The 23,797-nt window shown below is 62.6% G+C and carries 19 protein-coding genes and 1 pseudogene; 9 read left to right on the top strand and 11 right to left on the bottom strand.

Annotation, left to right across the window (positions count from 1 at the left end):
- Window positions 1-199: 199 nt before the first annotated feature.
- Window positions 200-1,888, top strand: coding sequence for a DEAD/DEAH box helicase (locus ACJRW5_RS13135; protein ID WP_484570955.1), 1,689 nt, complete (start codon window positions 200-202; stop codon window positions 1,886-1,888).
- A gap of 93 nt (window positions 1,889-1,981) precedes the next feature.
- Here the strand turns inward: ACJRW5_RS13135 and ACJRW5_RS13130 are convergent, their stop codons facing one another.
- The 4 genes from ACJRW5_RS13130 to ACJRW5_RS13115 form a co-directional block, all read right to left on the bottom strand.
- Window positions 1,982-2,389 (bottom strand): transcriptional regulator, encoded by a 408-nt coding sequence (locus tag ACJRW5_RS13130; RefSeq protein WP_484570954.1) that lies wholly within the window; start codon window positions 2,387-2,389, stop codon window positions 1,982-1,984.
- Window positions 2,390-2,528: 139 nt separating this feature from the next.
- Window positions 2,529-3,026 (bottom strand): DUF934 domain-containing protein, encoded by a 498-nt coding sequence (locus ACJRW5_RS13125; protein ID WP_484570953.1) that lies wholly within the window; start codon window positions 3,024-3,026, stop codon window positions 2,529-2,531.
- Window positions 3,010-4,668, bottom strand: coding sequence for a nitrite/sulfite reductase (locus ACJRW5_RS13120; RefSeq protein WP_484570952.1), 1,659 nt, complete (start codon window positions 4,666-4,668; stop codon window positions 3,010-3,012). The genes ACJRW5_RS13125 and ACJRW5_RS13120 overlap by 17 nt, the downstream gene beginning before the upstream one ends.
- A gap of 484 nt (window positions 4,669-5,152) precedes the next feature.
- Window positions 5,153-5,380 carry a DUF2970 domain-containing protein gene (locus tag ACJRW5_RS13115; RefSeq protein WP_484570951.1) on the bottom strand — a complete coding sequence of 76 codons (228 nt, stop codon included), beginning with the start codon at window positions 5,378-5,380 and terminating at the stop codon, window positions 5,153-5,155.
- A 118-nt stretch (window positions 5,381-5,498) separates the two neighbouring features.
- On the opposite strand from ACJRW5_RS13115, the gene ACJRW5_RS13110 reads away from it, so the two are divergent.
- Genes ACJRW5_RS13110 through ACJRW5_RS13095 form a run of 4 tightly spaced genes read left to right on the top strand, consistent with a single transcriptional unit; the run spans window position 5,499 to window position 9,283 of the window.
- Window positions 5,499-6,320 carry a helix-turn-helix domain-containing protein gene (locus ACJRW5_RS13110; RefSeq protein WP_484570950.1) on the top strand — a complete coding sequence of 274 codons (822 nt, stop codon included), beginning with the start codon at window positions 5,499-5,501 and terminating at the stop codon, window positions 6,318-6,320.
- A gap of 45 nt (window positions 6,321-6,365) precedes the next feature.
- A complete protein-coding gene (locus tag ACJRW5_RS13105) occupies window positions 6,366-7,772 on the top strand; it encodes an NAD(P)/FAD-dependent oxidoreductase (RefSeq protein WP_484570949.1) in 1,407 nt (468 codons plus the stop codon).
- Window positions 7,773-7,813: 41 nt separating this feature from the next.
- On the top strand, window positions 7,814-8,155 hold the full coding sequence (locus ACJRW5_RS13100; RefSeq protein ID WP_484570948.1) for a cupin domain-containing protein: 342 nt from the start codon (window positions 7,814-7,816) through the stop codon (window positions 8,153-8,155).
- A 51-nt stretch (window positions 8,156-8,206) separates the two neighbouring features.
- Window positions 8,207-9,283 (top strand): polyamine ABC transporter substrate-binding protein, encoded by a 1,077-nt coding sequence (locus ACJRW5_RS13095; protein WP_484570947.1) that lies wholly within the window; start codon window positions 8,207-8,209, stop codon window positions 9,281-9,283.
- 72 nt (window positions 9,284-9,355) lie between these two features.
- Here the strand turns inward: ACJRW5_RS13095 and ACJRW5_RS13090 are convergent, their stop codons facing one another.
- The 4 genes and pseudogenes from ACJRW5_RS13090 to ACJRW5_RS13075 form a co-directional block, all read right to left on the bottom strand.
- Window positions 9,356-10,183 carry a methyl-accepting chemotaxis protein gene (locus ACJRW5_RS13090; protein WP_484571150.1) on the bottom strand — a complete coding sequence of 276 codons (828 nt, stop codon included), beginning with the start codon at window positions 10,181-10,183 and terminating at the stop codon, window positions 9,356-9,358.
- A 30-nt stretch (window positions 10,184-10,213) separates the two neighbouring features.
- Window positions 10,214-11,239 (bottom strand): annotated as a pseudogene (locus ACJRW5_RS13085) (HAMP domain-containing protein); the annotation flags it as partial.
- 146 nt (window positions 11,240-11,385) lie between these two features.
- Entirely contained in the window at window positions 11,386-12,426 is a 1,041-nt protein-coding gene (locus ACJRW5_RS13080; protein WP_484570946.1) for an RNA methyltransferase, read from the bottom strand.
- A gap of 45 nt (window positions 12,427-12,471) precedes the next feature.
- A complete protein-coding gene (locus ACJRW5_RS13075; protein WP_484570945.1) occupies window positions 12,472-14,211 on the bottom strand; it encodes an N-acyl-D-amino-acid deacylase family protein in 1,740 nt (579 codons plus the stop codon).
- A 117-nt stretch (window positions 14,212-14,328) separates the two neighbouring features.
- On the opposite strand from ACJRW5_RS13075, the gene ACJRW5_RS13070 reads away from it, so the two are divergent.
- On the top strand, window positions 14,329-15,348 hold the full coding sequence (locus tag ACJRW5_RS13070) for an AraC family transcriptional regulator (RefSeq protein ID WP_484570944.1): 1,020 nt from the start codon (window positions 14,329-14,331) through the stop codon (window positions 15,346-15,348).
- Between the two features lie 4 nt (window positions 15,349-15,352).
- On the opposite strand, the gene ACJRW5_RS13065 is transcribed toward ACJRW5_RS13070, so the two are convergent.
- On the bottom strand, window positions 15,353-16,378 hold the full coding sequence (locus ACJRW5_RS13065) for a DUF5924 family protein (protein ID WP_484570943.1): 1,026 nt from the start codon (window positions 16,376-16,378) through the stop codon (window positions 15,353-15,355).
- Window positions 16,379-16,515: 137 nt separating this feature from the next.
- Here ACJRW5_RS13065 and ACJRW5_RS13060 point away from each other — a divergent pair, with 137 nt between their 5' ends.
- Both ACJRW5_RS13060 and ACJRW5_RS13055 read left to right on the top strand, forming a co-directional pair.
- A complete protein-coding gene (locus ACJRW5_RS13060; RefSeq protein WP_003246948.1) occupies window positions 16,516-16,809 on the top strand; it encodes a DUF1883 domain-containing protein in 294 nt (97 codons plus the stop codon).
- A gap of 101 nt (window positions 16,810-16,910) precedes the next feature.
- Window positions 16,911-16,997, top strand: a complete 87-nt coding sequence (locus ACJRW5_RS13055) for a small membrane protein YohP (RefSeq protein ID WP_484571149.1) — start codon at window positions 16,911-16,913, stop codon at window positions 16,995-16,997.
- A gap of 31 nt (window positions 16,998-17,028) precedes the next feature.
- Here the strand turns inward: ACJRW5_RS13055 and osmE are convergent, their stop codons facing one another.
- Together osmE and metH are read right to left on the bottom strand one after the other, a co-directional pair.
- Window positions 17,029-17,361: an osmotically-inducible lipoprotein OsmE gene (gene osmE / locus ACJRW5_RS13050; protein WP_484570942.1), complete on the bottom strand. Its 333-nt coding sequence runs from the start codon at window positions 17,359-17,361 to the stop codon at window positions 17,029-17,031.
- A 164-nt stretch (window positions 17,362-17,525) separates the two neighbouring features.
- Window positions 17,526-21,236 (bottom strand): methionine synthase, encoded by a 3,711-nt coding sequence (gene metH / locus ACJRW5_RS13045; protein ID WP_484570941.1) that lies wholly within the window; start codon window positions 21,234-21,236, stop codon window positions 17,526-17,528.
- A 152-nt stretch (window positions 21,237-21,388) separates the two neighbouring features.
- On the opposite strand from metH, the gene ACJRW5_RS13040 reads away from it, so the two are divergent.
- Complete coding sequence (locus ACJRW5_RS13040; protein ID WP_484570940.1) at window positions 21,389-23,665, top strand: fatty acid cis/trans isomerase; 2,277 nt, start codon at window positions 21,389-21,391, stop codon at window positions 23,663-23,665.
- Window positions 23,666-23,797 lie beyond the last annotated feature (132 nt).

The following is a 23,797-nucleotide window of genomic DNA, read 5'->3' as shown; positions in this document are numbered from 1 at the left end:
CGGCCACGTTCAGGTAGTGCAATTCGCCCGGAGCCCGACTCCGGCAGCCGGTCCCGCTGCGGACTATCCTTGACGATTCACTTTCATCACGTTTTCGCAAATCCCCGCCGAACCAGGCTGCCAGGGTGACCCACAAGGTCTTGCACGGCATGCGCAGCTTTGGAACATGGGTCTTTGCGGATGCACTTGAGGCAGACCCATGACCCAGGAAACCGGCGGCTTCGCCGCGCTCGGCCTTCACCCCAATATTCTCGCCGCTCTGACCGCCGTAGGTTACGAAGAGCCGTCGCCGATCCAGGCGCAGGCCATTCCGGTAATCCTCGCCGGCCACGACATGATCGGCCAGGCGCAAACCGGTACCGGTAAAACCGCCGCCTTCGCACTGCCGCTGTTGTCGAAAGTCGACCCGAGCAAGCGTGAGCCGCAGGTGCTGATTCTGGCGCCAACCCGCGAGCTGGCCCTGCAGGTGGCCACCGCCTTCGAAACCTACTCCAAGCAGATGCCGGGCGTGAACGTCGTCGCCGTCTACGGTGGCGCGCCGATGGGCCCGCAGCTCAAGGCCATTCGCCAGGGCGCGCAGATCATCGTCGCCACTCCGGGCCGTCTGGTCGACCACCTGCGCCGTGACGAGAAGGTGCTGTCCACCATTCAGCACCTGGTGCTCGACGAAGCCGACGAAATGCTCAAGCTGGGTTTCATGGATGATCTGGAGATCATCTTCGAAGCCATGCCGGAAAGCCGCCAGAGCGTGCTGTTCTCCGCCACGCTGCCGCACTCGATCCGCGCCATCGCCGAGAAGCATCTGCGCGAGCCGCAGCACATCAAGATCGCGGCCAAGACCCAAACCGTCTCGCGCATCGAGCAGGCGCACCTGATGATCCACGCCGATCAGAAGACCAACGCCGTGCTGCGCCTGCTGGAAGTCGAAGAATTCGACGCACTGATCGCTTTCGTGCGTACCAAGCAGGCCACCCTGGACCTGGCTGCCGCGCTGGAAGCCAAGGGCTTCAAGGCCGCTGCACTGAACGGCGACATCGCCCAGGCGCAACGTGAGCGCGTGATCGACTCGCTCAAGGATGGCCGCCTGGACATCGTCGTCGCCACCGACGTGGCCGCCCGTGGTATCGACGTACCGCGCATCACCCACGTATTCAACGTCGATATGCCGTACGACCCGGAATCCTACGTGCACCGTATCGGCCGTACCGGCCGTGCTGGTCGCGAAGGCCGTGCGCTGCTGCTGGTGACTCCGCGTGAGCGTCGCATGCTGCAGGTGATCGAACGTGTGACCGGGCAGAAGGTTGGCGAGGTCAAGCTGCCTAACCCGCAGCAGGTGCTCGATGCGCGCATCAAGAAGCTGACTGCCAGCCTGGCGCCGCTGGTGGCCGATGCCGAAGCCAGCCATGGCGACCTGCTCGACCGTCTGACCGCCGATATTGGCTGTAGCCCGCGCGCGTTGGCCGCAGCGCTGTTGAAGAAAGCCACCAACGGTCAGGCACTGGATCTGGCCAGCGTCGAGCGCGAGCAGCCGCTGGTGCCGGGTGTGGGCGCACCGCGTGAACGTCGCGAGCGTGACAACGACCGTGGTGATCGCGGTGGCGAGCGTGGCGAATACCGCGAGCGTCGTGCACCGATGCCGCTGGCCGAAGGTCGCGTGCGCTGCCGTACCGCCTTGGGCAATCGTGACGGCATCGCTGCCAAGAACCTGCTCGGCGCCATCCTCAACGAAGGTGGCCTGGCCCGTGAAGCCATCGGCCGCATCCAGATCCGTGAAACCTTCAGCCTGGTCGAGTTGCCGGAAGAGGGCCTCGACCGTCTGCTCGGTAAACTCAAGGACACCCGCGTCGCTGGCAAGGCACTGAAACTGCGCCGCTACCGCGAGGACTGATTCGGGACAGGCGCCTTGCCTGATTTCGAATCCTGCGAAAACGCCGCCCTCACGAAATGGGGCGGCGTTTTCGTTCTTGCATCAGCAGCAGATTCATTGGCTGGCTGTTTCGCTGAGATTGGCCTTAGGCGCCAGCCGATCAAATACTTCAGGTGTAAGCGCGGCTTCGCCGGCTTCGTCAAGCACCTCACGCGGGCGCTCACTTCCGGGAATGCTGCTGTCGAGCATGCTCAGCAGCTGCGCGCCGCGAGCGGTAAGTACGAAGTTCTCCCCGTTACCACCTTCGCTCTCCGGGCGCGGTTCGATGAAGCCGTTCTCCAGCAGACGAGCCTCGTACCGTGTGGATTCGGCACGCAGATGGTCAAGATCGCTCACCGGATCGCCAGCCTGGTCCTGTTCGTCAGCCAGGTCTTCGGCGTAGCGGCGAGGGGCGAAGGGCTTGCCGGCAGAATTCTGCGCCTCGTGCAGCAGGCGCTCGATAAGGTCCCAATTGTGCTTCATGGCGGTCTCTCCTCAAGCGGTGGGCTTATAGAGTCCGACTGCACAGGTTGGCGACGGTTCGACCGGATTACGCCAACGGTAGGCCAGAAACGCAAACGCCCCGAACCAGTCGGGGCGTTTGCAGTGCTGCCTGCGGCGATCAGGCGCGGCGGCGGAACAGCGGCTGTGGCTGGTCGGCGGAGGCCTGGTAGACCTCGCTGTAGTCCTCGAAGGCCTTCAGCGCGTCGACCGGGTCCTTGTCGGCACGCAGGGCGAAGGCATCGAAGCCGACGCGGCGCAGGGCGAACAGCTGGTCACGCAGCACATCGCCGATGGCGCGCACTTCGCCCTTATAGCCATAGCGGGTGCGCAGCAGGTAGGCGGTGGACGAGTGACGACCGTCGGTGAAGGCGGGGAAGTTCAGAGCGATGACCTGAAAGTGCGCCAGGTCGTCAGCTATCTCTTCGATTTCCTCGCCGGCTTCCAGCCACACGCCCAGGCCGCCGTCGCGGGCCTTGAGGGCGTGGCCATGCTCGACCCACAGCGCCAGCGGCACGATGACGTCGTCGCAGTTGGGAATGGCGTCCAGGGTCACGTCCTTGGCCAGCAGGTGCCAGGTCTCGTCGATGACCTGATCGTTCTTAATGATTCGCTGCATAGACGCGCTCCTTGAACGGGTCGATACCGATGCGGCGGTAGGTATCGAGGAAGCTTTCTTCTTCGGTGCGTTGCTCGACGTAGACCTTGATGATCTTGTCGACCACGTCCGGCATGTCGTCCTGGGCGAAGGACGGGCCGAGGATCTGCGCCAGGCTGGCATCACGGCCGGCGTTGCCGCCGAGCGAGACCTGGTAAAACTCCTGGCCTTTCTTGTCCACGCCGAGAATGCCGATATGGCCGACGTGGTGATGACCGCAGGCGTTCATGCAGCCGGAGATGTTCAGGTCGATATCGCCGATGTCGAACAGGTAGTCCAGATCATCGAAGCGACGTTGGATGGCTTCGGCCACCGGAATCGATTTGGCGTTGGCCAGCGAGCAGAAGTCGCCGCCCGGGCAGCAAATGATGTCGGTCAGCAGGCCCACGTTCGGCGTGGCGAAACCTTGCTCGCGCAGCTCGCCCCACAGGGTGAACAGCTGACGCTGCTCGACGTCGGCGAGAATGATGTTCTGGTTGTGGCTGTTGCGCACTTCACCGAAGCAGTAGCGGTCGGCCAGATCGGCGATGGCGTCGAGCTGCTTGTCGGTGACGTCACCCGGCGCCACGCCGGTGGGCTTGAGCGACAGGGTCACGGCGACGTAGCCAGGCTTCTTGTGGGCGAAGGTGTTGCGCTCGCGCCAGCGGGCAAAGCCCGGGTGCTCGGTGTCCTGCTGGGCGAGCAGGACGTCTTCGTCGTTCAGCGCCTGATAGGCCGGATCGATGAAGTGCGCCGCAACGCGCGCGACTTCAGCGTCGGTCAGGGTCATCGGGCCATCTTTCAGATGCGTCCACTCGGCGTTGACGCGCTCGGCGAAGACTTCGGGGGTCAGGGCTTTGACCAGAATCTTGATGCGTGCCTTGTACTTGTTGTCACGACGGCCATAGCGGTTGTACACGCGCAGGATGGCATCGAGATAAGTGATCAGGTGCTGCCACGGCAGGAATTCGTTGATGAAACTGCCGACGATCGGGGTACGGCCGAGGCCACCGCCAACGGAAACGCGGAAGCCCAGCTCACCGGCGTCGTTCTTCACCGCTTCCAGGCCGATGTCGTGCACCTCAATGGCGGCACGGTCGCTCACGGCGCCGTTGACGGCGATCTTGAACTTGCGCGGCAGGTGGCTGAACTCGGGGTGGAAGGTCGACCACTGACGGATGATCTCGCACCAGGGGCGCGGATCGACGATCTCGTCCTTGGCCACGCCGGCGAACTGGTCGGTGGTGGTGTTGCGGATGCAGTTACCGCTGGTCTGGATGGCGTGCATCTGCACGGTGGCCAGCTCAGCAAGAATTTCCGGTACATCTTCCAGTTCCGGCCAGTTGTACTGCACGTTCTGACGGGTACTGATGTGGGCATAGCCCTTGTCGTAGTCGCGGGCAATGCGCGCCAGCACGCGAACCTGAGCGGACGACAGCAGGCCATAAGGCACGGCGACGCGCAGCATGGGCGCGAAACGCTGGATATACAGACCGTTCTGCAGGCGCAGGGGGCGGAATTCCTCACCGCTCAGCTCTCCTGCGAGATAGCGGTGGGTTTGATCGCGGAACTGCTTGACGCGATCCTCGACGATCTTTTGATCGTACTGGTCATATACGTACATGAAGGGTCCTGTTTTCAGGCTGCTTACTGCCAATCAGCGCGCACGGCCGCGCACTCCCCGAGGAGCCGGGGCACGATACCAGCTCAGGTTTATGCGTAAAAGTGATGTTTGAATATATAAACCTGAGTTTAGGGAATAAGAGAGACGCAAAGCATAACCAGAAGGTTTGAGCGAACGGCAGGGCTGGTCTTAAATGCAGTGTGCGACACCCACAAGTACAAGAACAGGGGAAGCCATGAACGAGCATAGCGAAGTCGAGAATAGCGACAGCGTCATTGACGCCTGGGCAATCTTCAGCCTGATCCTGATCGCGGTCGGTACGGCGATTTTCTGGGTCAGCGGGCAGTGAAGGGCAAGTCAAAGGCCGTCACTCAATGAGGGACGGCCTGTTGCGTTTTGTCATCGATATCGCGCCCCGGTAATCCGGGCGCCACCCAGTGATCAGACAGCGTTACGGCTGCTCGATTGACGCTTGCTGAATTGCTCAGCCTAGCGCCAGGTGCAGAATCAACTTCACCACCCCGAGCAGGATGACCACGAATAACGCGGTGAAAATCAGGCCGAGCAAGATGAAGTGGCTGGGCTTGCCGCGGCTGAAGTCGCGGCTACGGTTCTTGCCGCTCTGCACGCCGAGCGCGGCAGCCAGCACGCTCTGCAGCATTTCCCGAAACGTCAGCGGTGCTAGTTCGGGGTCTTTCTCCTGATCGTTCATGGTCAGCCTCTGCGTTGCTGTTGCAAGCATAGTCTGCGCTCCGCGAATCGGCACACCGGCCTAGGCTGGCTCGAGCGAATCAGGCAATCTGACAGGGCGCCGACAACCGATACCGACCATGCCTGAAAACCTCTTCCCCGACGATGCCGCGCAGACCGAGCGCACCCGCGAGACCATCCTGCGCTACCACCTGAGCTGGAAGCACCGTGACCTTGAAACCGTGATGGCTCTGTACCACCCGGACATCGAATACAACGACTTCTATCAGCAACGCTGCATGCGCCTGGCGGATCTGCGTGAATACGTGGAAAACAACCTGCCGCGCCGTCCGGGCGAGCTGCTGGAGCATGTCGATCGCATCCGTATCGACGGCCATACCGCGTTCATTCAGTACTGCACCAGCTTGCAGGGTGGGGAAGGGCTGGTGTCATTCCGCACCGGTGAGGCCATCACTGTGCGCGACGGCCTGATCTGGCGTATCAACGAATACGCGACCCTGGTGCGTGAGGCGCGCGGCGCGGGTGAGGGTGGCGCCTCGCGGCCCGCGATCAGTCGCCTGGGCCTGTCGACTCGTCAGCTCGGGCAACTGGCGCAGGACCTGCAGGACTATTTTCAGCGCAACCAGCCGTTTCTCGACCCCGAGCTGGACCTGCAACAGGTAGCGGCCGCGACAGGCTACAGCCGCAACCAGATTTCCCATCTGCTCAACCAAGTGCTAGGCGAAAGCTTCTACCGCTACGTCAATCGCGCCCGCCTGCAATACCTGCTTGATGGGCTACAGGGCGGCAGCGACCTCAAACGCATCGATGAACTGGCCTTCGCGGCCGGCTTCAACTCGCTGTCGGCGTTCTACACCTGCTTCAAGCGGCATACCGGGCTGTCGCCAAAGGCCTATCTCAAGAAAATTTCCTCGCGGGCACGCACGCAAGACAGCGACTGATCGACGCCTCTAGCCTTGCGTCATCGATTGATGACGGAGGCGAGGATGAATTCCTGGCGCAACATCAGCCTGTGGATGGATCAGCTCGACGAGCCTCTGCAGGCGCGAGCCGCCTTGCAGGCGGACCTGCAGGCAGACGTGGCGATCATCGGCGCGGGCTACACCGGGCTGTGGACGGCCTATTACCTCAAGCGTCAGGCGCCGCAGCTGCGCGTGGTTATCCTGGAGGCCGAGACCGCAGGCTTCGGCGCCTCTGGGCGCAACGGTGGCTGGTTGATGGGCAACCTGCTTGGCGAGGATCGCATGCTGGCCACCTTGCCCGCGGCCGAACGCAAGGCCTCGTTCGATCTGTTGCACGGCATTCCCGATGAAGTGGCGGCGGTAGTCGAGCGCGAGGGCATCGACTGCGACCTGCGCAAGGGCGGGGTACTTTATTGCGCCGCACGTTACCCGGAGCAAGAAGTGCGCTTGCGCGAGTATCTCGCCGAGCTGCGCGCTCTGGGGCTGGGTGAGGAGGACTACCGTTGGCTGGCGCCGAGCGAGCTGGGTGAGCAGTTGCGCATGGCCAATGCATACGGCGCGCTGTACAGCCCGCACTGCGCGACCATTCAGCCCGCCAGGCTGGTGCGCGGGCTGGCCCGCTGCGTGGTGGGTATGGGCGTCGAGCTGTATGAACGCAGCCCGGTGATCGACTGGCAGCCCGGTGAGGTGCGCACTACCCAGGGCCGCGTCATGGCCGACTGGGTGGTGCCGGCCATCGAGGGTTATGCCGCGACCCTGCCGCCGCTGGGTAATCACCAGTTGCCGGTACAGAGCCTGATCGTTGCCACCGAGCCCCTGCCTGCGGATGTATGGACGGGAATCGGCCTGGAGCGTGGACAGGCGTTCAGCGAGTTCAGCCGGCAGGTTACTTATGGCCAGCGCAGCCTGGATGATCGGCTGATCTTTGGCGCGCGTGGCGGCTATCGCTTTGGTGGACGCCTGCGCAGCGACTTCAGCCTGAACCAGGACGAACTGGACCTGCGCCGCTACCTGATGGGGGAGATCTTCCCGCAGTTGCGCAACGTGCGCTTCACCCACTCATGGGGCGGCAACCTTGGCATGGCGCGGCGCTTCCAGCCGCACATGCTGCGCGATGCGCGCAACCGGATCGCCCTGTCCGGCGGCTACGGCGGCGAGGGCGTGGGGGCCACCAACCTGGCTGGGCGAACCCTGGCCGACCTGATTCTCGGGCATGACAGCGAGCTGCTGCGCCAACCCTGGGTACTGACCGGCAGCCCGATTTCCCGCCTGAGTCGTTGGGAGCCCGAACCCTGCCGCTGGCTGGGCTACAACGCGATCATCCGCAGCTTTGTCCACGAGGACGAGGTGCTCGCCAACCCGCGCAGCCCGGCCTGGCGCCGGCGCCTGGCGCAAGCCGTGGCGGGGCGCTTGGAAAGCCTGATGAGCTGAGCGAGTGCGCGGCTCTCACCGACCTTCAACCTGGAACTCATATGAACATTACCCATTTTCGTAACACCCAGAGCATCGTCCTGGAGGCGTCCAACCCGGTGGCCGTGCCGCTGAGCGAGCCCGTGGCAGTGGCATCGACTACCAGCGTCGAGCGCAGCGATGGCGTCGAGACCGGCGTCTGGGAGTGCACGCCGGGACGTTGGCGCCGGCAGATCGTGCAGCAGGAGTTCTGCCACTTCATCGCCGGGCGCTGCACCTTCACCCCGGACGGCGGCGAGACGATGGAAATCGCCGCAGGTGACGCACTGATGATGCCGGCCAACACCCTGGGTATCTGGGACATACAAGAAACGGTGCGCAAGACCTACGTGCTGATCTTCTGATCGAGCGCTTTTTTCAGTGACTGCCTAGAACAACAACTCACGAGGTAACCCATGCTGAAGAAACTTCTACCGTGCCTGTTGCTGGCCGGTACCGCCCATGCTGCCGACAGCGTGCGCATCTACAACTGGACTGACTACATCGCCCCGGACACGCTCAAGCAGTTCGAGCAGAGCAGCGGCCTGGCGACGCACTACGATGTCTACGACAGCAACGAGACGCTGGACGCCAAGCTGATGGCCGGGCGTTCAGGCTATGACGTGGTGTTTCCGTCCAACCATTTCATGGCCCGGCAGATTCAGGGCGGTGCGCTGAAGAAGCTGGACCGCAGCAAGCTGCCTCACTGGAGCAATCTCAATCCGGTGCTGATGAAGGCACTGGAGGTGAACGACCCCGGCAACGAGCATGGCTTCCCTTATCTGTGGGGCAGCACCGGCATTGGCTACAACGTCGACAAGGTGCGTGAGGTGCTGGGCGACGATGCGGCGATGGACAGCTGGGACGTGCTGTTCGACCCCGGCAAGCTGGCCAAACTCAGCCAGTGTGGCGTTGCCATTCTGGACAACGGTCCGGAGATGCTGCCTATCGCGCTGCATCATCTGGGCTTGCCCCATCACAGCAAGAACCCTGACGACTACAAACGTGCCGAGGCGCTGCTGATGGAAATGCGCAAGAACGTGCGTTATTTCCACTCGTCCAAGTACGTCGGTGACCTGGCCAATGGTGAAATCTGCATGGCCGTCGGTTTTTCCGGCGACATCATGCAGGCCGGTGCGCGAGCCGCCGAGGCAGGCAGCGGAGTGAAGATCCGTTATGAGATCCCCAAGGAGGGCGCGCCGATCTGGTTCGACATGGTGGCGATGCCGGCCGACGCCGGTAACGAGGAGGGCGCCTACGCCTTCATGAACTACCTGCTGCAGCCGGAGGTGATGGCGGCCATCAGCAATCACGTGAAGTATGCCAATGGCAACGCCAAGGCCAATGCGCTGGTCGAGCCCGGCCTGAAGGCTGACCCGACCGTGTACCCGCCGGAATCGGTGATGGACAAGCTGTACACGCTGGAGGCTATGCCCTTGAAGATCGACCGGGTGCGCACGCGCATCTGGAGCAAGGTCAAAAGCGGCGTCTGAACCGGGTCAGCGCTGAATAGCAAAACGCCGCGAGCCCCGGCAGGCACGCGGCGTTTGCGGCGCTCGTTGGCGTCAGACCTTGAAACGCCCCAGCAGACGATCCTGCTGACCTACCTGATCCACCATCGAGGCGCATTGGCGCACCTGCTGCTCGGCGCCGCCAGCCAGCTCATGACTGATGTCGCGGATGTTGGTGGTGTTGCGGTTGATTTCCTCGGTGGTCGCGCTCTGCTCCTCGGCGGCGGTGGCGATCTGCAGGTTCATGTCGTTGATGCGGGTGATCGCCTCGCGGATGCGGCCGAGCATGTCGTTGGCCGCGCCGGCTTCTTCGGCGGTCTTGCTGGCCGTATCGCGGCTCTGCTGCATGCGGCTTTCCGCCTGGCGCACGCCGCCCTGCAACTGGTCGATCATCTGGCGAATCTCCTGGGTCGCCTGCTGCGTGCGCGAAGCCAGCGAGCGCACCTCGTCGGCGACTACGGCGAAGCCGCGACCGGACTCGCCGGCACGCGCGGCCTCGATGGCAGCGTTGAGGGCCAGCAGGTTGGTCTGCTCGGCGATGCTGGTGATCACCTGGAGGATCGATTCGATGTTATGGCTGAGCTTGGCCAGCTCGTTGATCGCGTGGCTGGTCTGGTCCATCTCGTCGGCCAGGTGGCGAATCGCCGAACTCGACTGCGAGACCACGCGCACACCGCTTTCGGTTTCCTCGTTGGCCGCGACGGCCGCCTGTGCTGCTGCCTGAGCGTTGCGCGCCACTTCCTCGGCAGTGGAGGCCATTTCCTGCATGGCGGTGGCCAGTTGGTCGAGCTCCTGCAGCTGCTCCTGCAGGCGGCGTGCGGCCTGTTCCGACTCGTGCGAGGTCAATGCGGTGCTCTCACGTACCTGGTGCGAGCTGCCCATCACGTCGCCGATCAGCGTCTGCAGGGTTTGCAGGAAACGGTTGAACTCCAGCGACAACTCGCCGATTTCATCATTGCTGGTGATTGCCAGGCGACGGGTCAGGTCGCCTTCGCCGCTGTTGATCTCGCGCAGCGAGGTGCTGAGCAGGCCGAGAGGCTTGAGCAGACTGTTCATCAGCAGGCCCAGCACTAGCAGGCTGATGGCCACACCCACTCCGGTGCCGACCACGGCTAGCCAAGTCAGGCGATTGGCCTCGGCCATTACCACGCTTTCGTCGAGCACCACACCGATGTACCAGTCCATACCCCGCAGGTTCGGCAGCGGGGTGAAGGTCACCAGCAGGTTCTTGCCGCCGGCCTCGATCTCTTGCAGGTGTTTGTTCAACGCCGGACTCTGGCCATCGAACAGCTCACTGACCGGCTTGCCGTTGTAGTCGGCCTGCGGGTGGGAAATGATGTTGCCCGAGCGGCTGAGCAGAAAGGCATAGCCAGCGTCATCAAAGTCCAGGGTGTTGATCGCCTGCGCGACACTGTTGAGACGGATGTCGCCACCGAAGACGCCGAGAAATTTGCCACTGTCGCTGATCTTGGCCACAGCCGAAATCAGTGTCTCGCCGGTGGTAGAGTCGACGTAGGGTTCGGTCAGCACCGCCTTGTTGGCGGCTTTGCCGGTCGCGTACCACGGGCGTACGCGGCCATCGTAGTCGGCGGGCGGATTCCAGCTGGGAGTGTTCTTGAGCGTCTGGCCTGTCGCGTCGAGTGAGCCAAACACCAGGATGAACTCGTCCTTTAGCAACGGTAGGTCGAGAACTCGTTGGGTGGCCTCGGGGCTGTACTGGCTGTTGATGGTTTCTGCGAGCAGATCCATCAGGCGCAGCTTGGCGTTGAGCCAGTTCTCGATCTGACCGGCCAGGGCAGTGCTCGACTCGGTGATACTGGATTCTGCCTGGCTGCGCAGGGTGTCACGCACCTGGCTGACCTGGGACAGCGACAGCAGGCTGGTAGTAAGGAACAGCACGGTAGCGGCAGCGATACCGACCTTGTGGGCGATTTTCATGAATGGGCTCCTGAGCGCCAAAACGACGGGGCTGCATCCATGCAATGCGGTTTATTGCAAACCTACTGCAGTGCCGCTGTATTGCCGGCTGGACGTGTGGTCTCTCTGCAAGCGCGTTATCGGCGCGCAGCCGCCGCTCTTGAGCCTCAGGCGCGATTTTTATGCAGGCGGCTGGTGTTGATCACGTCCACTGCTCGGGCACGTAGCTGGCCGCAGCCGCCATCGACATCCTGACCAGCCGAATTGCGTACCTTGGTCAGCACGCCGCGGCTGTGGAGGTAGCGGACGATCTCGACGATGCGCTCGCCGTCAGGGCGCTGGTACTCGTCGTCTTCCAGGCTGTTGTACGGGATCAGGTTGAGCACCGCGAACTTGCCCTTGAACAGACGCAGGATGTTATCGAGCTCTGCCTGACTGTCATTGATACCCCTGAGCAGCGTCCACTGATACTGGATCGGATAGTCGATGGCGCGCGCGTAGGCTTCGCCCAGCTCCATCAGTTGTTCCGGGTCGATGCGCGGTGCTTTCGGCAGCAAGCGCTGGCGCAGTGCGGCATCGGTTGTGTGCAGCGACAGGGCCAGGGCAGGGCGCACGCGCTGCTGGGGCAAGCGTTCGAATACACGCGGGTCTCCGACCGTGGAGAACACCAGATTGCGATGGCCGATACCGCCCTCGGTGCCGAGCAGATCGATGGCTTCGAGCACGTTATCGAGATTGTGCGCGGGCTCGCCCATGCCCATGAATACGACTTTCTTCACGGCGCGACGACGGCGGCCCAGCACCACCTGGGCGACCATCTCGGCACTGCTGAGCTGACGCAGCAAGCCACTCTTGCCGGTCATGCAGAAGGTGCAACCCACCGCGCAGCCCACCTGGCTGGAGATGCACAGACCGTCACGCGGCAGCAGCACGCTCTCGACCATCTGCCGGTCGGCCAGCTCCACCAGCAGACGTGACGAACCGTCTGCACCGGGGTGCTCGGTGCTGACCCTGGCCAGTTGCTCGAGGCTCGCGGCGATCGCCGGCAAGCCTTCGCGTACTGTCAGCGGAAGAAAGTTTTCGGTCTTCTGGTGCTTGGTCCCGGTGTCCAGCGCCTTGCCCTGCAGCCAGGCACGGGTGATGCGCCCGATATGCTGGGGCTTGGCGCCGAGGTCGGCGAGACGGCGAGAAAGTTCGGTGAGCTGCATGGGGCGCGCATGCTACCACCGTGGCGCGCCCGTGCGTAGCGCGTTTCAGCGGGCTGGGAGAAACTGGCCATAGCCCGGCGCATGCCCCAGCAGTGGGCTCACGCATTCGGCATCCACGGCCAGTTTTCCGTTGATCAGCACATGGCTGACGCAGCCCTGATTGCGGCAGACCATGCGCGGGATGCCGAAGCCCTGCATCTCGTCCCAGTTCTCCTGTTCCAGATTCTGCCGTAGGCCCTCGGGGTCGAGCAGCACCAGGTCGGCGCGGTCGCCCAGGCGAATGTAACCGGCGTCGATACCCAGCCAGTCGGCCTGTTCGCCGGTCAGCCGATGCACGGCTTGTTCCAGGCTCATTACAGGTTGGCCCTCTTCGTGACTGTCCTTGACCAGTTTGAGAAAACGCAGCGGCAGGTTGTAGAAGGCCATATTGCGAATGTGCGCGCCGGCGTCGGAGAAGGTGATCAGCGTATTGGGGCTGCGCACCATCTCGCGCAGTTTGTCCCGGCGGTGATTGCCGATCACGGTGAACCAGCGCAACTGACGGCCGTATTGCACCACCATGTCGAGAAACAGATCGACCACATGCAGGCCACGCTCGCGGGCCACTTCAGCGAAGTTTCTGCCAACCAGCGAGGTGTCCGGACAGCCGAGAATCACCGCATCGCCGAAGTCGCGCTGCCAGACCCGTGGCGACAGCTTGTCGGCGTAGTACTTGCGGAAGGTGCGGCGGTATTGCTCATCCTGCAGCAGGTTGTTGCGTTCCAGTTGATCCTTGACGTCCAGGGCCATCTCGCCCGCGCCGAATTCCTCGAACAGCACGATATCCATGCCGTCGGCATAGATGGCGAAGGGCGTAGGCAGCAGCTGCCAGCGGAAGTCGCCGCCGAGACGATTGGTCAGCCAGGCGGAAACGCGGGCAAGCAGCGCCAGACTGCGGTTGCCCTTGAGGTCGAGCAGGGAGATCAGCGTGGTCTTCAGCGGCTTGCGCAGCAGACCGATGGCTTCGCCGATGTATTGGGTGATCTGCAATGGGTTCGCTGCGTTCGGTGCGCCCTGGTGTACGCGGCCGCGCTGGCGCAGCAGGCGATTCAGGCGACGTATCTCACGCCAGCGTGCATAGGTGCTGGGCAGGCTTTTCGACCACTCACGGTCGCCATCGATCTTGTCCCATTTCAGGCACATGGTGGAAAGACCGAGAAAGCCGCAATCCAGCGCCTCTTCGAGTATCGCTTCCATGCGCTGCTGTTCATCTTGGCTGGGCACGACATGACGGTCGGTGGCGCGGTGCAGGCCCATCACCGCCACGCGCAGGTCGCTGTGGCCGAGGAAGCTGACCAGGTTCGGCCCCAAGGGGTGCTGGTCGATGAAATCGCGCCACTGCCGTGGGCTGTTCCAGGTCTTGCGTGCCTGCAGGATCGGCAAGACCTTCTCGCGTGGTACGGTCTCAACGCGGGTAAAAATGTCGGATGCATCCTCGGCCTGGCTGCAGACCATGCTCAGCGAGCAACTGCCGACCAGTACCGTGGTCACGCCGTGACGCACCGACTCGGACAAGCTGGGGGCGACGATCAGCTCGGCATCGTAATGGGTGTGGGTGTCGAGGAAGCCGGGGGTGATCCATTTGCCACGTGCGTCTATGACGCGCTCCGCCAGGCTCTCATCGAGCGGCTCGGCGCTGATCAGGGCGACGCGGCCATCCTTGATGGCCAGGCTGCGAATGGAGGAGGGGGCTGCGCTACCGTCGAAGTAGCGGCCGCTTTGCACAATCAGGTCGTACTGAGCCACGGGTCACCTCGTATTTTTTGTTGTTGTGAGGCGAGACTAAGCTGCTTGCAGTCTTTCGACTTGTCATGACACGACAAGCAGCGCATCTTCTTCAGGCAACCCGTTTACGGAGTGGCCATGAGCATTCGCTACGAGGTACGCAGCGCAGCCTTGACCGGCTTGCCCGCCGAGGTCACGGCGCTGGGCGGCAGTCTGGATGCTCTGCTGGCGGCGGTTGGCCTGGACCGCAGGGCACTGGCGGACGGCGACCGGCTGATCCGCATCGAGCAGCTGATTCGCCTGCTCTCCGAAGCGGCGCGGCAGCTGGACTGTCCTGATCTTGGGCTGCGCGTGGCTGGGCATCAGGGCGTACAGATGCTTGGCCTGCTTGGTCGCTTGCTGGTGCGTGAGGCCGATCTGCATGGCGCGTTCGCCGCCGCGCAGCGCTACTTGGCCTTGCATAACAAGGCTGAGCACTGGCGCCTGTCGATCATCAACGACCAGGTACAGGTGCGCCGTATCGAGCATTTTTTCGCTGAGGAGGGTGGCCAGCAATATCGCGAAATGGCGATAGCTGCCTGTGCCCGAATGGTACGTGCCATGGGCGGGGCAAATCTGTATCCATTGCGGATCGCGTTCAGTCACAGCCCCGTCGCATCGCTTGCCTGCTACAGGCGTCACCTGGGCTGCGAGGTGCATTTCGATCAGGAATACGACTGTCTGGTCTACGATGCCAACGTGTTGCAGCGTCCCGTCCTGGCCATGGCCAGGGGCGATGAACAGCGCCTGGACGATTATCTGCGCGACCACCTTGATAGTCTGCAAGACAGCTTCGAGTTGCAGGTGCGCAGTCTGATCGTGCAAACCCTCGGCGTACGGCAGCACTCGCTCGTGCACATCGCTGAACTGCTGCGTTTGCATCCCCGTGCGCTGCAGCGCCGGCTGCAAGCCGAGGGGCTGAAGTTCAAACAACTGATACACCGGGTGAAGATGGATACCGCCAGTTGGCATGTGCAGGCCTCCAGCATGCCCCTGACCCTACTCGCCGACGTTCTGGGCTACGCCGATCTCGCCGCCTTTTCCAAGGCTTTTCGCAACGAGTTTGGGCAGTCGCCCTCAGCCTGGCGCCGCACGCACGCTGCAGTGCCAGCCAGATAGCCGTTCATGGCTTCGCTGGCGCGACCACTTCGAAGCGCAGCACACCGATCATCTGCCCGGCCTCGGTGACGACCCGCACCTGCCAGCGACCTTCAGGTGCGCTGGGGAAGTTGAGCTTGTGCGTCCAGGCGCGATAACCCTCCTTGCGACCACCGTGGATGTCCAGGGCGATGCGTTCGACCTCGCGGCCATCGTGCTGCCAGACGTGATAAATGCGCTCGTTCAGCCCGCGAGGCGCGTTGATCGAGGTGTAGGCATAGATGCCGTTGGTGCGCAGTTGGTCGGCCGTAATGCGTTGCAGGCTCTCGCCCGGGGTGCGTTGCGTGCCGTCGAAGCGATCGCTGATCGCCACTTCAGTCAGCCACAGGGTCGCTGGCGGTACCCATACTCGTGCCATCCAGCCAGCACCGGCCATAACCAGGGGTAATGCGGCCAACAGGACGATGCGCCGCCAGCCGGCAAAACCGATCAGCCCCGGCAGACTGGGCAATGCCAGTACCGTGGCCACCAGCAGGGCGATGAGATAACTCTGGGGCGTGCTGAGGTGAAAGATGATCGGCAACGCCGTGAGCATCACTGCAAACAGCGCCAGGCTGTGAAAAATCAGCAGCAGCCAGCGCCGTGGCGCCAGCCAGCGGTAATAGATGGGGTCGGTGATCGACGCCAGTGCCGCGACGGCGAGCAAGCCGCTGAATAGTAGCTGACCACTGTTCCAGGTGGTGGTAATGAAGAAGAACGGCAGGACGAAGAACAGGCTTTCCTGATGGATCATCTGCGTCGCATAACGCAGCAACGGTAGCGGCAGCTCGAAGCCAAAACGCCGGGCGATGCGTTCACGCAGCAGGCTTTCCATCATCAGCCAGAGCCAACTGAGCAGCAGTACGACGCCTAGTACCTTGGCCAGATGAGCCTGGCGGTCCACCAGGACGAAGCTGGCGACACCGGAACAGAACCCGAACAGGGCAACGAGGCCGGGATAACGCTGAATCCAGGCAATTAGCGTGGGCACGCGATCGAGCAGGGCTTTCATGGGATTGACGAGGTACTGTGATGGGCGCGCATGCTAGGTAGTGCTGCTGTCGTGCGCAAGTGACTCATCGGCGCTGCTGGCGATGAAGCGCCGCTTACGGCACTATTGCGCCCCCGTTTCACCACCGAGCGATAGCGATGAAATTCATCCATCAACGCGAGCATCTGGAAGAGGGCGATCTGGTGGTCATCCAGTGTTCGCAGCCCTGCAATATCCGTCTGATGAACGATGCCAACTTCCGAGCGTTCAGAAATCGTGGCCGGCACAGCTACCACGGCGGAGCCTTCATCAAGTTTCCGGCGAAGATCCGCGTCCCCTCCAGCGGGTTCTGGAACATCACGCTGGACACCGTCACGCGACGGGCGGTGAGCATGACGCGCAAGCCGCAGATGGAATACAGCATCAAGATCGTCCGCCGTCCCGGCGCCTGACCCGTATATGTCCTGCCATGTGAGCCGCGTCCGTTAAAAAGACTAAACGCGATCAGGCGGGGCACGGTCACAGCTGATGAACCCCTAAAAGGAGAGTCAGCATGCTGAAATTTCTTGGTAGCACCATCGGCATTATCTTTCTCATTGGCCTGATCGTCGTCATCGGTCTGCTTATGCTGATCTTTTAAGCCCCGCCGTCGCCAGCGGGGCCTCGTTCATTCAGAGCCGCCGCTGGTTATCCTCATGCTGCGCGCAGCTCATGAAGCCCTTGCCATCGACCCGACCGTTGACGTCGAAGTCCACGTAATAAGGCTGTTCCAACCCGTCTACGTTGAGCACGTAGTTGTTGCAGGTGCCTCCGGTGACATCGTTGCGAACTTCGGATGAAGGCGGTCCGCCCAAGGCCTCCACCTGGTCCCGGGTCATGCCGTGGTCGACTTGCTTGACCAGCGGCTCGTTACGGAAGGTCACATAGTCGGCTGGATTCTCGAAGGTCGAGCAGCCAGTCAACGTAGCCGCTACGGCCAGTACTGCAATGCTGTGCTTGTACATGTCGTCGCTCCGTGGTTAGAGCCATTCGGCTCGGTATACCTTGGAGAGTCCTGTGCGGCTGGTAGTTCGGCTTTTTCGCTGGCTGGAGTGACCCACCGCTGACCGGCGTGACTGCCGATGCGGCTCATTGAATGAAAAGAGCCCGCATTCGCGGGCTCTTTTCATTAGCTGTCGTACCCCAGATTCGGCATCAGCCAGCGTTCGCTGACGCTGATATCCTGGCCCTTGCGTTTGCTGTACTGCTCGACCTGATCCTGATCGACCTTGCCGACCGCGAAGTACTGCGCCTGCGGATGGGCGAAGTACCAACCGGAAACCGCTGCCGCCGGGAACATGGCGTAGTGCTCGGTAAGGAACACACCGCTGCGGCCGGCCTTGTTGTAGTCGGCCGCCGGATCGAGCAGCTTGAACAGGGTGGCCTTTTCGGTGTGATCGGGGCAGGCCGGATAGCCGGGGGCAGGGCGGATGCCCTTGTACTGCTCGCGGATCAGCGCCTCGTTGTCCAGTTGCTCATCCTTGGCGTAGCCCCAGTAATCCTTGCGCACCCGCTCGTGCAGCCACTCGGCGCAGGCTTCGGCCAGGCGGTCGGCCAGGGCCTTGACCATGATCGAGTTGTAGTCGTCGCCCTGCGCTTCATAGGCCTTGGCCACTTCCTCGGCGCCGATGCCGGCGGTGGTGATGAAGCCACCGACGTAATCGGTCTTGCCGCTTTCCTTTGGTGCGACGAAGTCGGCCAGCGACAGGTTGGGCTTGCCGTCGGGCTTGATGGTCTGCTGGCGCAGGTGGTGCAGGGTGGCCAGCTTCTCGCCGCTGTCGCCGTAGACTTCGATGTCGTCATGGGCGACCTGGTTGGCCGGCCAAAAACCGAACACGGCGCGGGCCTTGATAAGCTTCTCGTCGATCAGCTTCTTCAGCATCGCCTGGGCGTCGTTGAACAGGCTGGTGGCCGCTTCGCCGACGATCTCGTCGGTGAGGATGCGCGGGTACTTGCCGGCCAGGTCCCAGGAAATGAAGAACGGCGTCCAGTCGATGTACTCGGCCAGGGTCGCCAGGTCGATGTCGTCCAGCACCTGGGCGCCGGTGAAGCTCGGCTTCGGTGCTACATAGCTGGCCCAGTCGAAGGCCGGCTTGTTGGCGATGGCATCGGCGTAACCCAGGCGCTCGGTGCGCGAGGCGCGGGCCGAGGTGCGCTCGCGCACCACCACGTATTCATCACGGGTCTTCTGCACGAAGTCGGCTTTCAGCTCCTTCGACAGCAGCTGGGTGGCTACGCCGACGGCGCGCGAGGCGTCGGTGACGTAGACCACGGCATCGTTCTGGTACTGCGGCTCGATCTTCACCGCGGTGTGCGCCTTGGAGGTGGTGGCGCCGCCGATCATCAGCGGCAGGTGGAAGCCCTGGCGCTGCATTTCCTTGGCGACGTGGACCATTTCGTCCAGCGACGGGGTGATCAGGCCGGACAGGCCGATGATGTCGCACTTCTCGGCGATGGCGGTCTGCAGGATCTTCTCCGCCGGCACCATCACGCCCAGGTCGACGATGTCATAGCCGTTGCAGCCGAGCACCACGCCGACGATGTTCTTGCCGATGTCGTGCACGTCGCCTTTCACCGTGGCCATGAGGATCTTGCCCTTGGCTTCCGGCTTGTCGCCTTTCTCCGCTTCGATGAAGGGGATCAGGTGCGCCACGGCCTGCTTCATCACGCGGGCGGATTTGACCACCTGCGGCAGGAACATCTTGCCCGAGCCGAACAGGTCGCCGACCACGTTCATGCCGCTCATCAGCGGGCCTTCGATGACTTCGATGGGGCGCGCGCACTGCTGGCGGCACTCTTCGGTGTCCTCGACGATAAAGGCGGTGATGCCCTTGACCAGCGCGTGTTCCAAACGCTTGGCCACCGGCAGCGAACGCCACTCTTCGTTTTCCACTTCCTTGGCGGCGCCGTCGCCCTTGAACTTGTCGGCGATGGCCAGCAGCGCCTCGGTGCTGCCTTCGTGGCGGTTGAGCACCACGTCTTCCACGGCGTCACGCAGCTCTTTGGGGATCTCGTCGTAGATCTCCAGCTGGCCGGCGTTGACGATGCCCATGGTCAGGCCGTTCTTGATCGCGTAGTAGAGGAAGACCGAGTGGATCGCCTCGCGCACCGGGTTGTTGCCACGGAAGGAGAACGACACGTTGGACACGCCGCCGGAACTGAGCGCGTAGGGCAGCTCGTCACGGATGTAGGCGCAGGCCTCGATGAAGTCCACCGCGTAGTTGTTGTGCTCCTCGATGCCGGTGGCCACGGCGAAGATGTTCGGGTCGAAGATGATGTCTTCGGGGGCGAAGCCGACTTCGTTGACCAGGATGTCGTAGGAGCGCTTGCAGATTTCCTTCTTGCGTGCGGCGGTGTCGGCCTGGCCGACCTCGTCGAAGGCCATCACCACCACGGCGGCGCCGTAGCGCTTGCACAGCTTGGCGTGATGCTTGAACTGTTCGACGCCTTCCTTCATCGAGATCGAGTTGACGATGCCCTTGCCCTGGATGCACTTGAGGCCGGCTTCGATCACATCCCACTTGGAGGAGTCGATCATGATCGGTACGCGGGAGATGTCCGGCTCGCCGGCAATCAGGTTGAGGAAGCGGACCATGGCGGCCTGGGAGTCGAGCATCCCTTCGTCCATGTTGATGTCGATCACCTGGGCGCCGGCCTCGACCTGCTGCAGGGCGACTTCCAGGGCTTCGGTGTAGTTCTCCTCGCGGATCAGCCGGGCGAACTTGGCCGAACCGGTGATGTTGGTGCGCTCACCGACGTTGACGAACAGCGAGCTGCGGTCGATGGTGAACGGCTCCAGGCCCGACAGGCGGCAGGCCTTGGGGATTTCCGGGATCACGCGCGGCGCGTACTTGGCCACGGCCTCGGCGATGGCCTGGATGTGCGGCGGAGTGGTACCGCAGCAGCCGCCGATGATGTTGAGCAGGCCGCTGGCGGCGAACTCTTCGACCACTGCGGCCATCTGCTCCGGGGTCTCGTCGTACTCGCCGAAGGCGTTGGGCAGGCCGGCGTTGGGATGCGCGGAAACCTGGGTGTCGGCCTTGGCGGCCAGCTCGGCCAGGTACGGACGCAGCTCCTTGGCGCCGAGGGCGCAGTTCAGGCCGATGGAGATCGGCTTGGCGTGGCGCACCGAGTTCCAGAAGGCTTCGGTGGTCTGCCCGGACAGGGTACGGCCGGAGGCGTCGGTGATGGTGCCGGAGATCATGATCGGCAGTTCGACGTTATCTTCCTCGAACACCTGCTGCACGGCGAAGATCGCCGCCTTGGCGTTCAAGGTGTCGAAGATGGTTTCGATCAGGATCAGGTCGGCGCCGCCCTCGATCAGGCCGCGGGTGGCCTCGGTGTAGTTCTCCACCAGCTCGTCGAAGGTGACGTTGCGGTAGCCGGGGTCGTTGACGTCCGGGGAGATCGAGCAGGTGCGGCTGGTCGGGCCCAAAACGCCTGCGACGAAGCGCGGGCGATCCGGGGTTTCCAGGGTCTTGGCGTCACACACCTCGCGGGCCACGCGGGCGCCGGCGACGTTCAGCTCGTAGACCAGCGACTCCATGCCGTAATCGGCCTGCGACACCTGGGTGGCGTTGAAGGTGTTGGTCTCGAGAATGTCGGCGCCAGCGTCGAGGTAGGCCTTCTCGATCTCGGCGATGATGCGCGGCTGGGTCAGCAGCAGCAGGTCGTTGTTGCCCTTGACGTCGCTCGGCCAGTCGGCGAAGCGCTCGCCACGGTAGTCAGCCTCTTCCAGTTTGTAGCTCTGGATCATGGTGCCCATGCCGCCATCGAGGATCAGGATGCGTTCTTTCAGAGCATTCTGGAGTGCTTTTAGGCGGGCGCTACGATCTGACATGGGGAACTACCTGAGCAAGGCGAAAACAAAGGTCCGCGATGATAACAAAGCTGCAGGGTTTTGGAGCGCTGACGCGTTTCTCATGAATTTGATTCATGTTGCAGCGGCAAGCGTATCGTTAGAATCGCGCCTTCGTCATCAAGGATGTTGCCATGCTCAAGCCTGTAGTTCTGTTGTTCCTTTCTTGTGCAGCCGCTCTGGCGCGCGCTGAGTCGGTTTCCTATGTCGATGACGTTGAACCCATTCTTACCAACAAGTGCGTGGCTTGCCACACCTGTTATGACGCGCCTTGCCAACTCAACCTGGGCAGTGGCGAGGGCATTCTGCGGGGCGCCAGTAAGCAACCGGTTTACGACGGTACGCGCAGCAAGGCACAGCCGACCACGCGTCTCTATCTGGATGCACAAGGGGAAGCAGCGTGGCGCAAGCGCGACTTTCACTCGGTTCTCGACCCGGCCAATGGCCAGGCCGCACTGATCAAGAACATGCTGGAGTTGGGGCGTGCTCAGCCGTTGGAACCCAATGCCAAGTTACCCGATAACCTGGATATCGCCATCACGCGCAGCAACACCTGCCCGGCGCCGGGCGAATTCGCCGCCTACGCGGAGAAAAATCCTCACGGCGGCATGCCGTTCGCCGTAACCGGCCTAAGCGACGCCGAGTACGCCACCTTGGAACAATGGCTGCAACAGGGCGCTCCGGTCACTGAGCAAATGCCCGAGCCGAGCGCCGCGGAGTTGCGTCAGGTCGAGGCCTGGGAGAGGTTCCTCAATGCGCCAGGCGCCCGACAGGATCTGGTTTCGCGCTGGTTGTACGAGCACCTGTTCCTGGCCCATCTGTACTTTGAAGAGGGCGAGAATAGGCACTTCTTCCAGATGGTGCGTTCGCGCACGCCCAGCGGTAAGCCCATCGACCCGATCGCCACGCGCCGCCCCAATGACGATCCGGGTACCGAGTTCTACTACCGCCTGTGGCCGATCCAGGGGGTTATCGTGCACAAGACGCACATCACCTATCCCCTGAGTGATGACAAGCTGGCGCGAGTCAGAGATCTGTTCTTTGGTGATGATTGGACGCTCGATGCGGTCCCGGGCTACGGCGCACAACGCCGTGCCAACCCCTTCGAGACCTTCGCTGCGATTCCGGCGCGTGCGCGTTATCAGTTCATGCTGGATAACGCCGAATACTTCGTGCGTACTTTCATCCGTGGCCCGGTGTGCCGCGGGCAGATTGCTACCGACGTGATTCGCGACAACTTCTGGGCGCTGTTCCAGGCCCCGGAGCATGACCTGTATGTCACCGACGCCGAGTACCAGCGAGAGGCCACGCCACTGCTGGCCATGCCCGGCCAGTTCGACGACATTGGCGACCTGCTGGGGCTATGGCGCAATTACCGCGACAAACGTAACGAATACGAAGATCTGCGTCAGGATGCCTACGCGGGTGCGCCAGCAGCGGGCTGGACGCACATATGGAGTGGCAATGACAACGCGCTATTGTCGATCTTCCGCCAGCATGACAGTGCCTCGGTACGCAAAGGCCTGCTTGGCGAAGTTCCGCAGACCATCTGGTGGATGGACTACCCGCTGTTGGAGCGCACTTACTACCAACTGGTGGTGAACTTCGATGTGTTCGGCAATGTGTCGCACCAGGCGCAGACCCGCCTGTACTTCGACCTGATTCGCAATGGCGCCGAGGTCAATTTCCTGCGCCTGCTGCCTGCCGGCTCGCGAGAGGATTATCTGGACGACTGGTATCAGAACAGCGGCAAGCTGAAGATGCTGCTGGACTACACGTCGGTCGACCATCGCTCTGCCAGTGCGCTCGAACTTGCAGGCAAAGACCCCAAGAAGCAGTTCGCCGAGCAATTGCTGACACGTCATGCCAAGCTCAATGCCCGCCCCGATCCCATCAACCGCTGTAGCGGTGCACGCTGCTACCGGGAAGGTATTTCCAAGGAGCTGCAGCATGTCGAACAGACACTGGCACGCCTGACCAGTCGGCCTGCCGGCGGTTTGCAGGTGATCGATCGGCTTCCGGAAGCGACGATGCTGCGGGTGGAGCTGGACGACGGCTCACGCGAAATCTATAGCGTGCTGCGTAACCGCGCACACAGTAATGTCGCCTTCATGTTGGGCGAGGAACTGCGCTACCAGCCGCGTCTGGATACCCTGACCATCTACCCGGAAGTGTTGAGCAGCTATCCGAACTTTATCTTCACACTGAAAGCCGGCGAGATCGATGACTTCGTCGGACAGCTGGAGGGCGTGACCGACAGTGCGTCCTTCGAGCGCATCGTCGAGCGCTGGGGCGTGCGTCGCAGCCATCCGGAGTTCTGGCGCTATTTCCATGATCTGTCCGAACGAATTGGTGAAACCCAGCCGCTGGAGGCGGGGGTGCTGGATATGAACCGCTACGAGAATCTCTGAGACCCTGCACGGCGACCGGCTGCGCTGGTTGCAGCTCGTCGACGTGACGTTGGCGCTCCGACCTTTCTCCCGTCGCTGCGGTCGGACCCTGTGGCTGCCTGTGCCAGGCAGCCACGTGTTCGAGTCAGCTGA

Source organism: Pseudomonas pichavaramensis (assembly GCF_050473265.1).
In the GTDB taxonomy this organism is placed as follows: Bacteria; Pseudomonadota; Gammaproteobacteria; order Pseudomonadales; family Pseudomonadaceae; genus Aquipseudomonas.
The sequence above is the reverse complement of the archived record's forward strand: the minus strand, read 5'-3'. Positions and strand labels throughout refer to the sequence as shown.

Bases quoted from the DNA above. Each gene is read 5' to 3' on its own strand.
- ACJRW5_RS13135 (WP_484570955.1), top strand. From the start codon at position 200: ATGACCCAGGAAACCGGCGGCTTCGCCGCGCTCGGCCTTCACCCCAAT.
- ACJRW5_RS13130 (WP_484570954.1), bottom strand. From the start codon at position 2,389: ATGAAGCACAATTGGGACCTTATCGAGCGCCTGCTGCACGAGGCGCAG.
- ACJRW5_RS13125 (WP_484570953.1), bottom strand. From the start codon at position 3,026: ATGCAGCGAATCATTAAGAACGATCAGGTCATCGACGAGACCTGGCAC.
- ACJRW5_RS13120 (WP_484570952.1), bottom strand. From the start codon at position 4,668: ATGTACGTATATGACCAGTACGATCAAAAGATCGTCGAGGATCGCGTC.
- ACJRW5_RS13115 (WP_484570951.1), bottom strand. From the start codon at position 5,380: ATGAACGATCAGGAGAAAGACCCCGAACTAGCACCGCTGACGTTTCGG.
- ACJRW5_RS13110 (WP_484570950.1), top strand. From the start codon at position 5,499: ATGCCTGAAAACCTCTTCCCCGACGATGCCGCGCAGACCGAGCGCACC.
- ACJRW5_RS13105 (WP_484570949.1), top strand. From the start codon at position 6,366: ATGAATTCCTGGCGCAACATCAGCCTGTGGATGGATCAGCTCGACGAG.
- ACJRW5_RS13100 (WP_484570948.1), top strand. From the start codon at position 7,814: ATGAACATTACCCATTTTCGTAACACCCAGAGCATCGTCCTGGAGGCG.
- ACJRW5_RS13095 (WP_484570947.1), top strand. From the start codon at position 8,207: ATGCTGAAGAAACTTCTACCGTGCCTGTTGCTGGCCGGTACCGCCCAT.
- ACJRW5_RS13090 (WP_484571150.1), bottom strand. From the start codon at position 10,183: ATGGGCAGCTCGCACCAGGTACGTGAGAGCACCGCATTGACCTCGCAC.
- ACJRW5_RS13080 (WP_484570946.1), bottom strand. From the start codon at position 12,426: ATGCAGCTCACCGAACTTTCTCGCCGTCTCGCCGACCTCGGCGCCAAG.
- ACJRW5_RS13070 (WP_484570944.1), top strand. From the start codon at position 14,329: ATGAGCATTCGCTACGAGGTACGCAGCGCAGCCTTGACCGGCTTGCCC.
- ACJRW5_RS13065 (WP_484570943.1), bottom strand. From the start codon at position 16,378: ATGAAAGCCCTGCTCGATCGCGTGCCCACGCTAATTGCCTGGATTCAG.
- ACJRW5_RS13060 (WP_003246948.1), top strand. From the start codon at position 16,516: ATGAAATTCATCCATCAACGCGAGCATCTGGAAGAGGGCGATCTGGTG.
- ACJRW5_RS13055 (WP_484571149.1), top strand. From the start codon at position 16,911: ATGCTGAAATTTCTTGGTAGCACCATCGGCATTATCTTTCTCATTGGC.
- osmE (WP_484570942.1), bottom strand. From the start codon at position 17,361: ATGTACAAGCACAGCATTGCAGTACTGGCCGTAGCGGCTACGTTGACT.
- metH (WP_484570941.1), bottom strand. From the start codon at position 21,236: ATGTCAGATCGTAGCGCCCGCCTAAAAGCACTCCAGAATGCTCTGAAA.
- ACJRW5_RS13040 (WP_484570940.1), top strand. From the start codon at position 21,389: ATGCTCAAGCCTGTAGTTCTGTTGTTCCTTTCTTGTGCAGCCGCTCTG.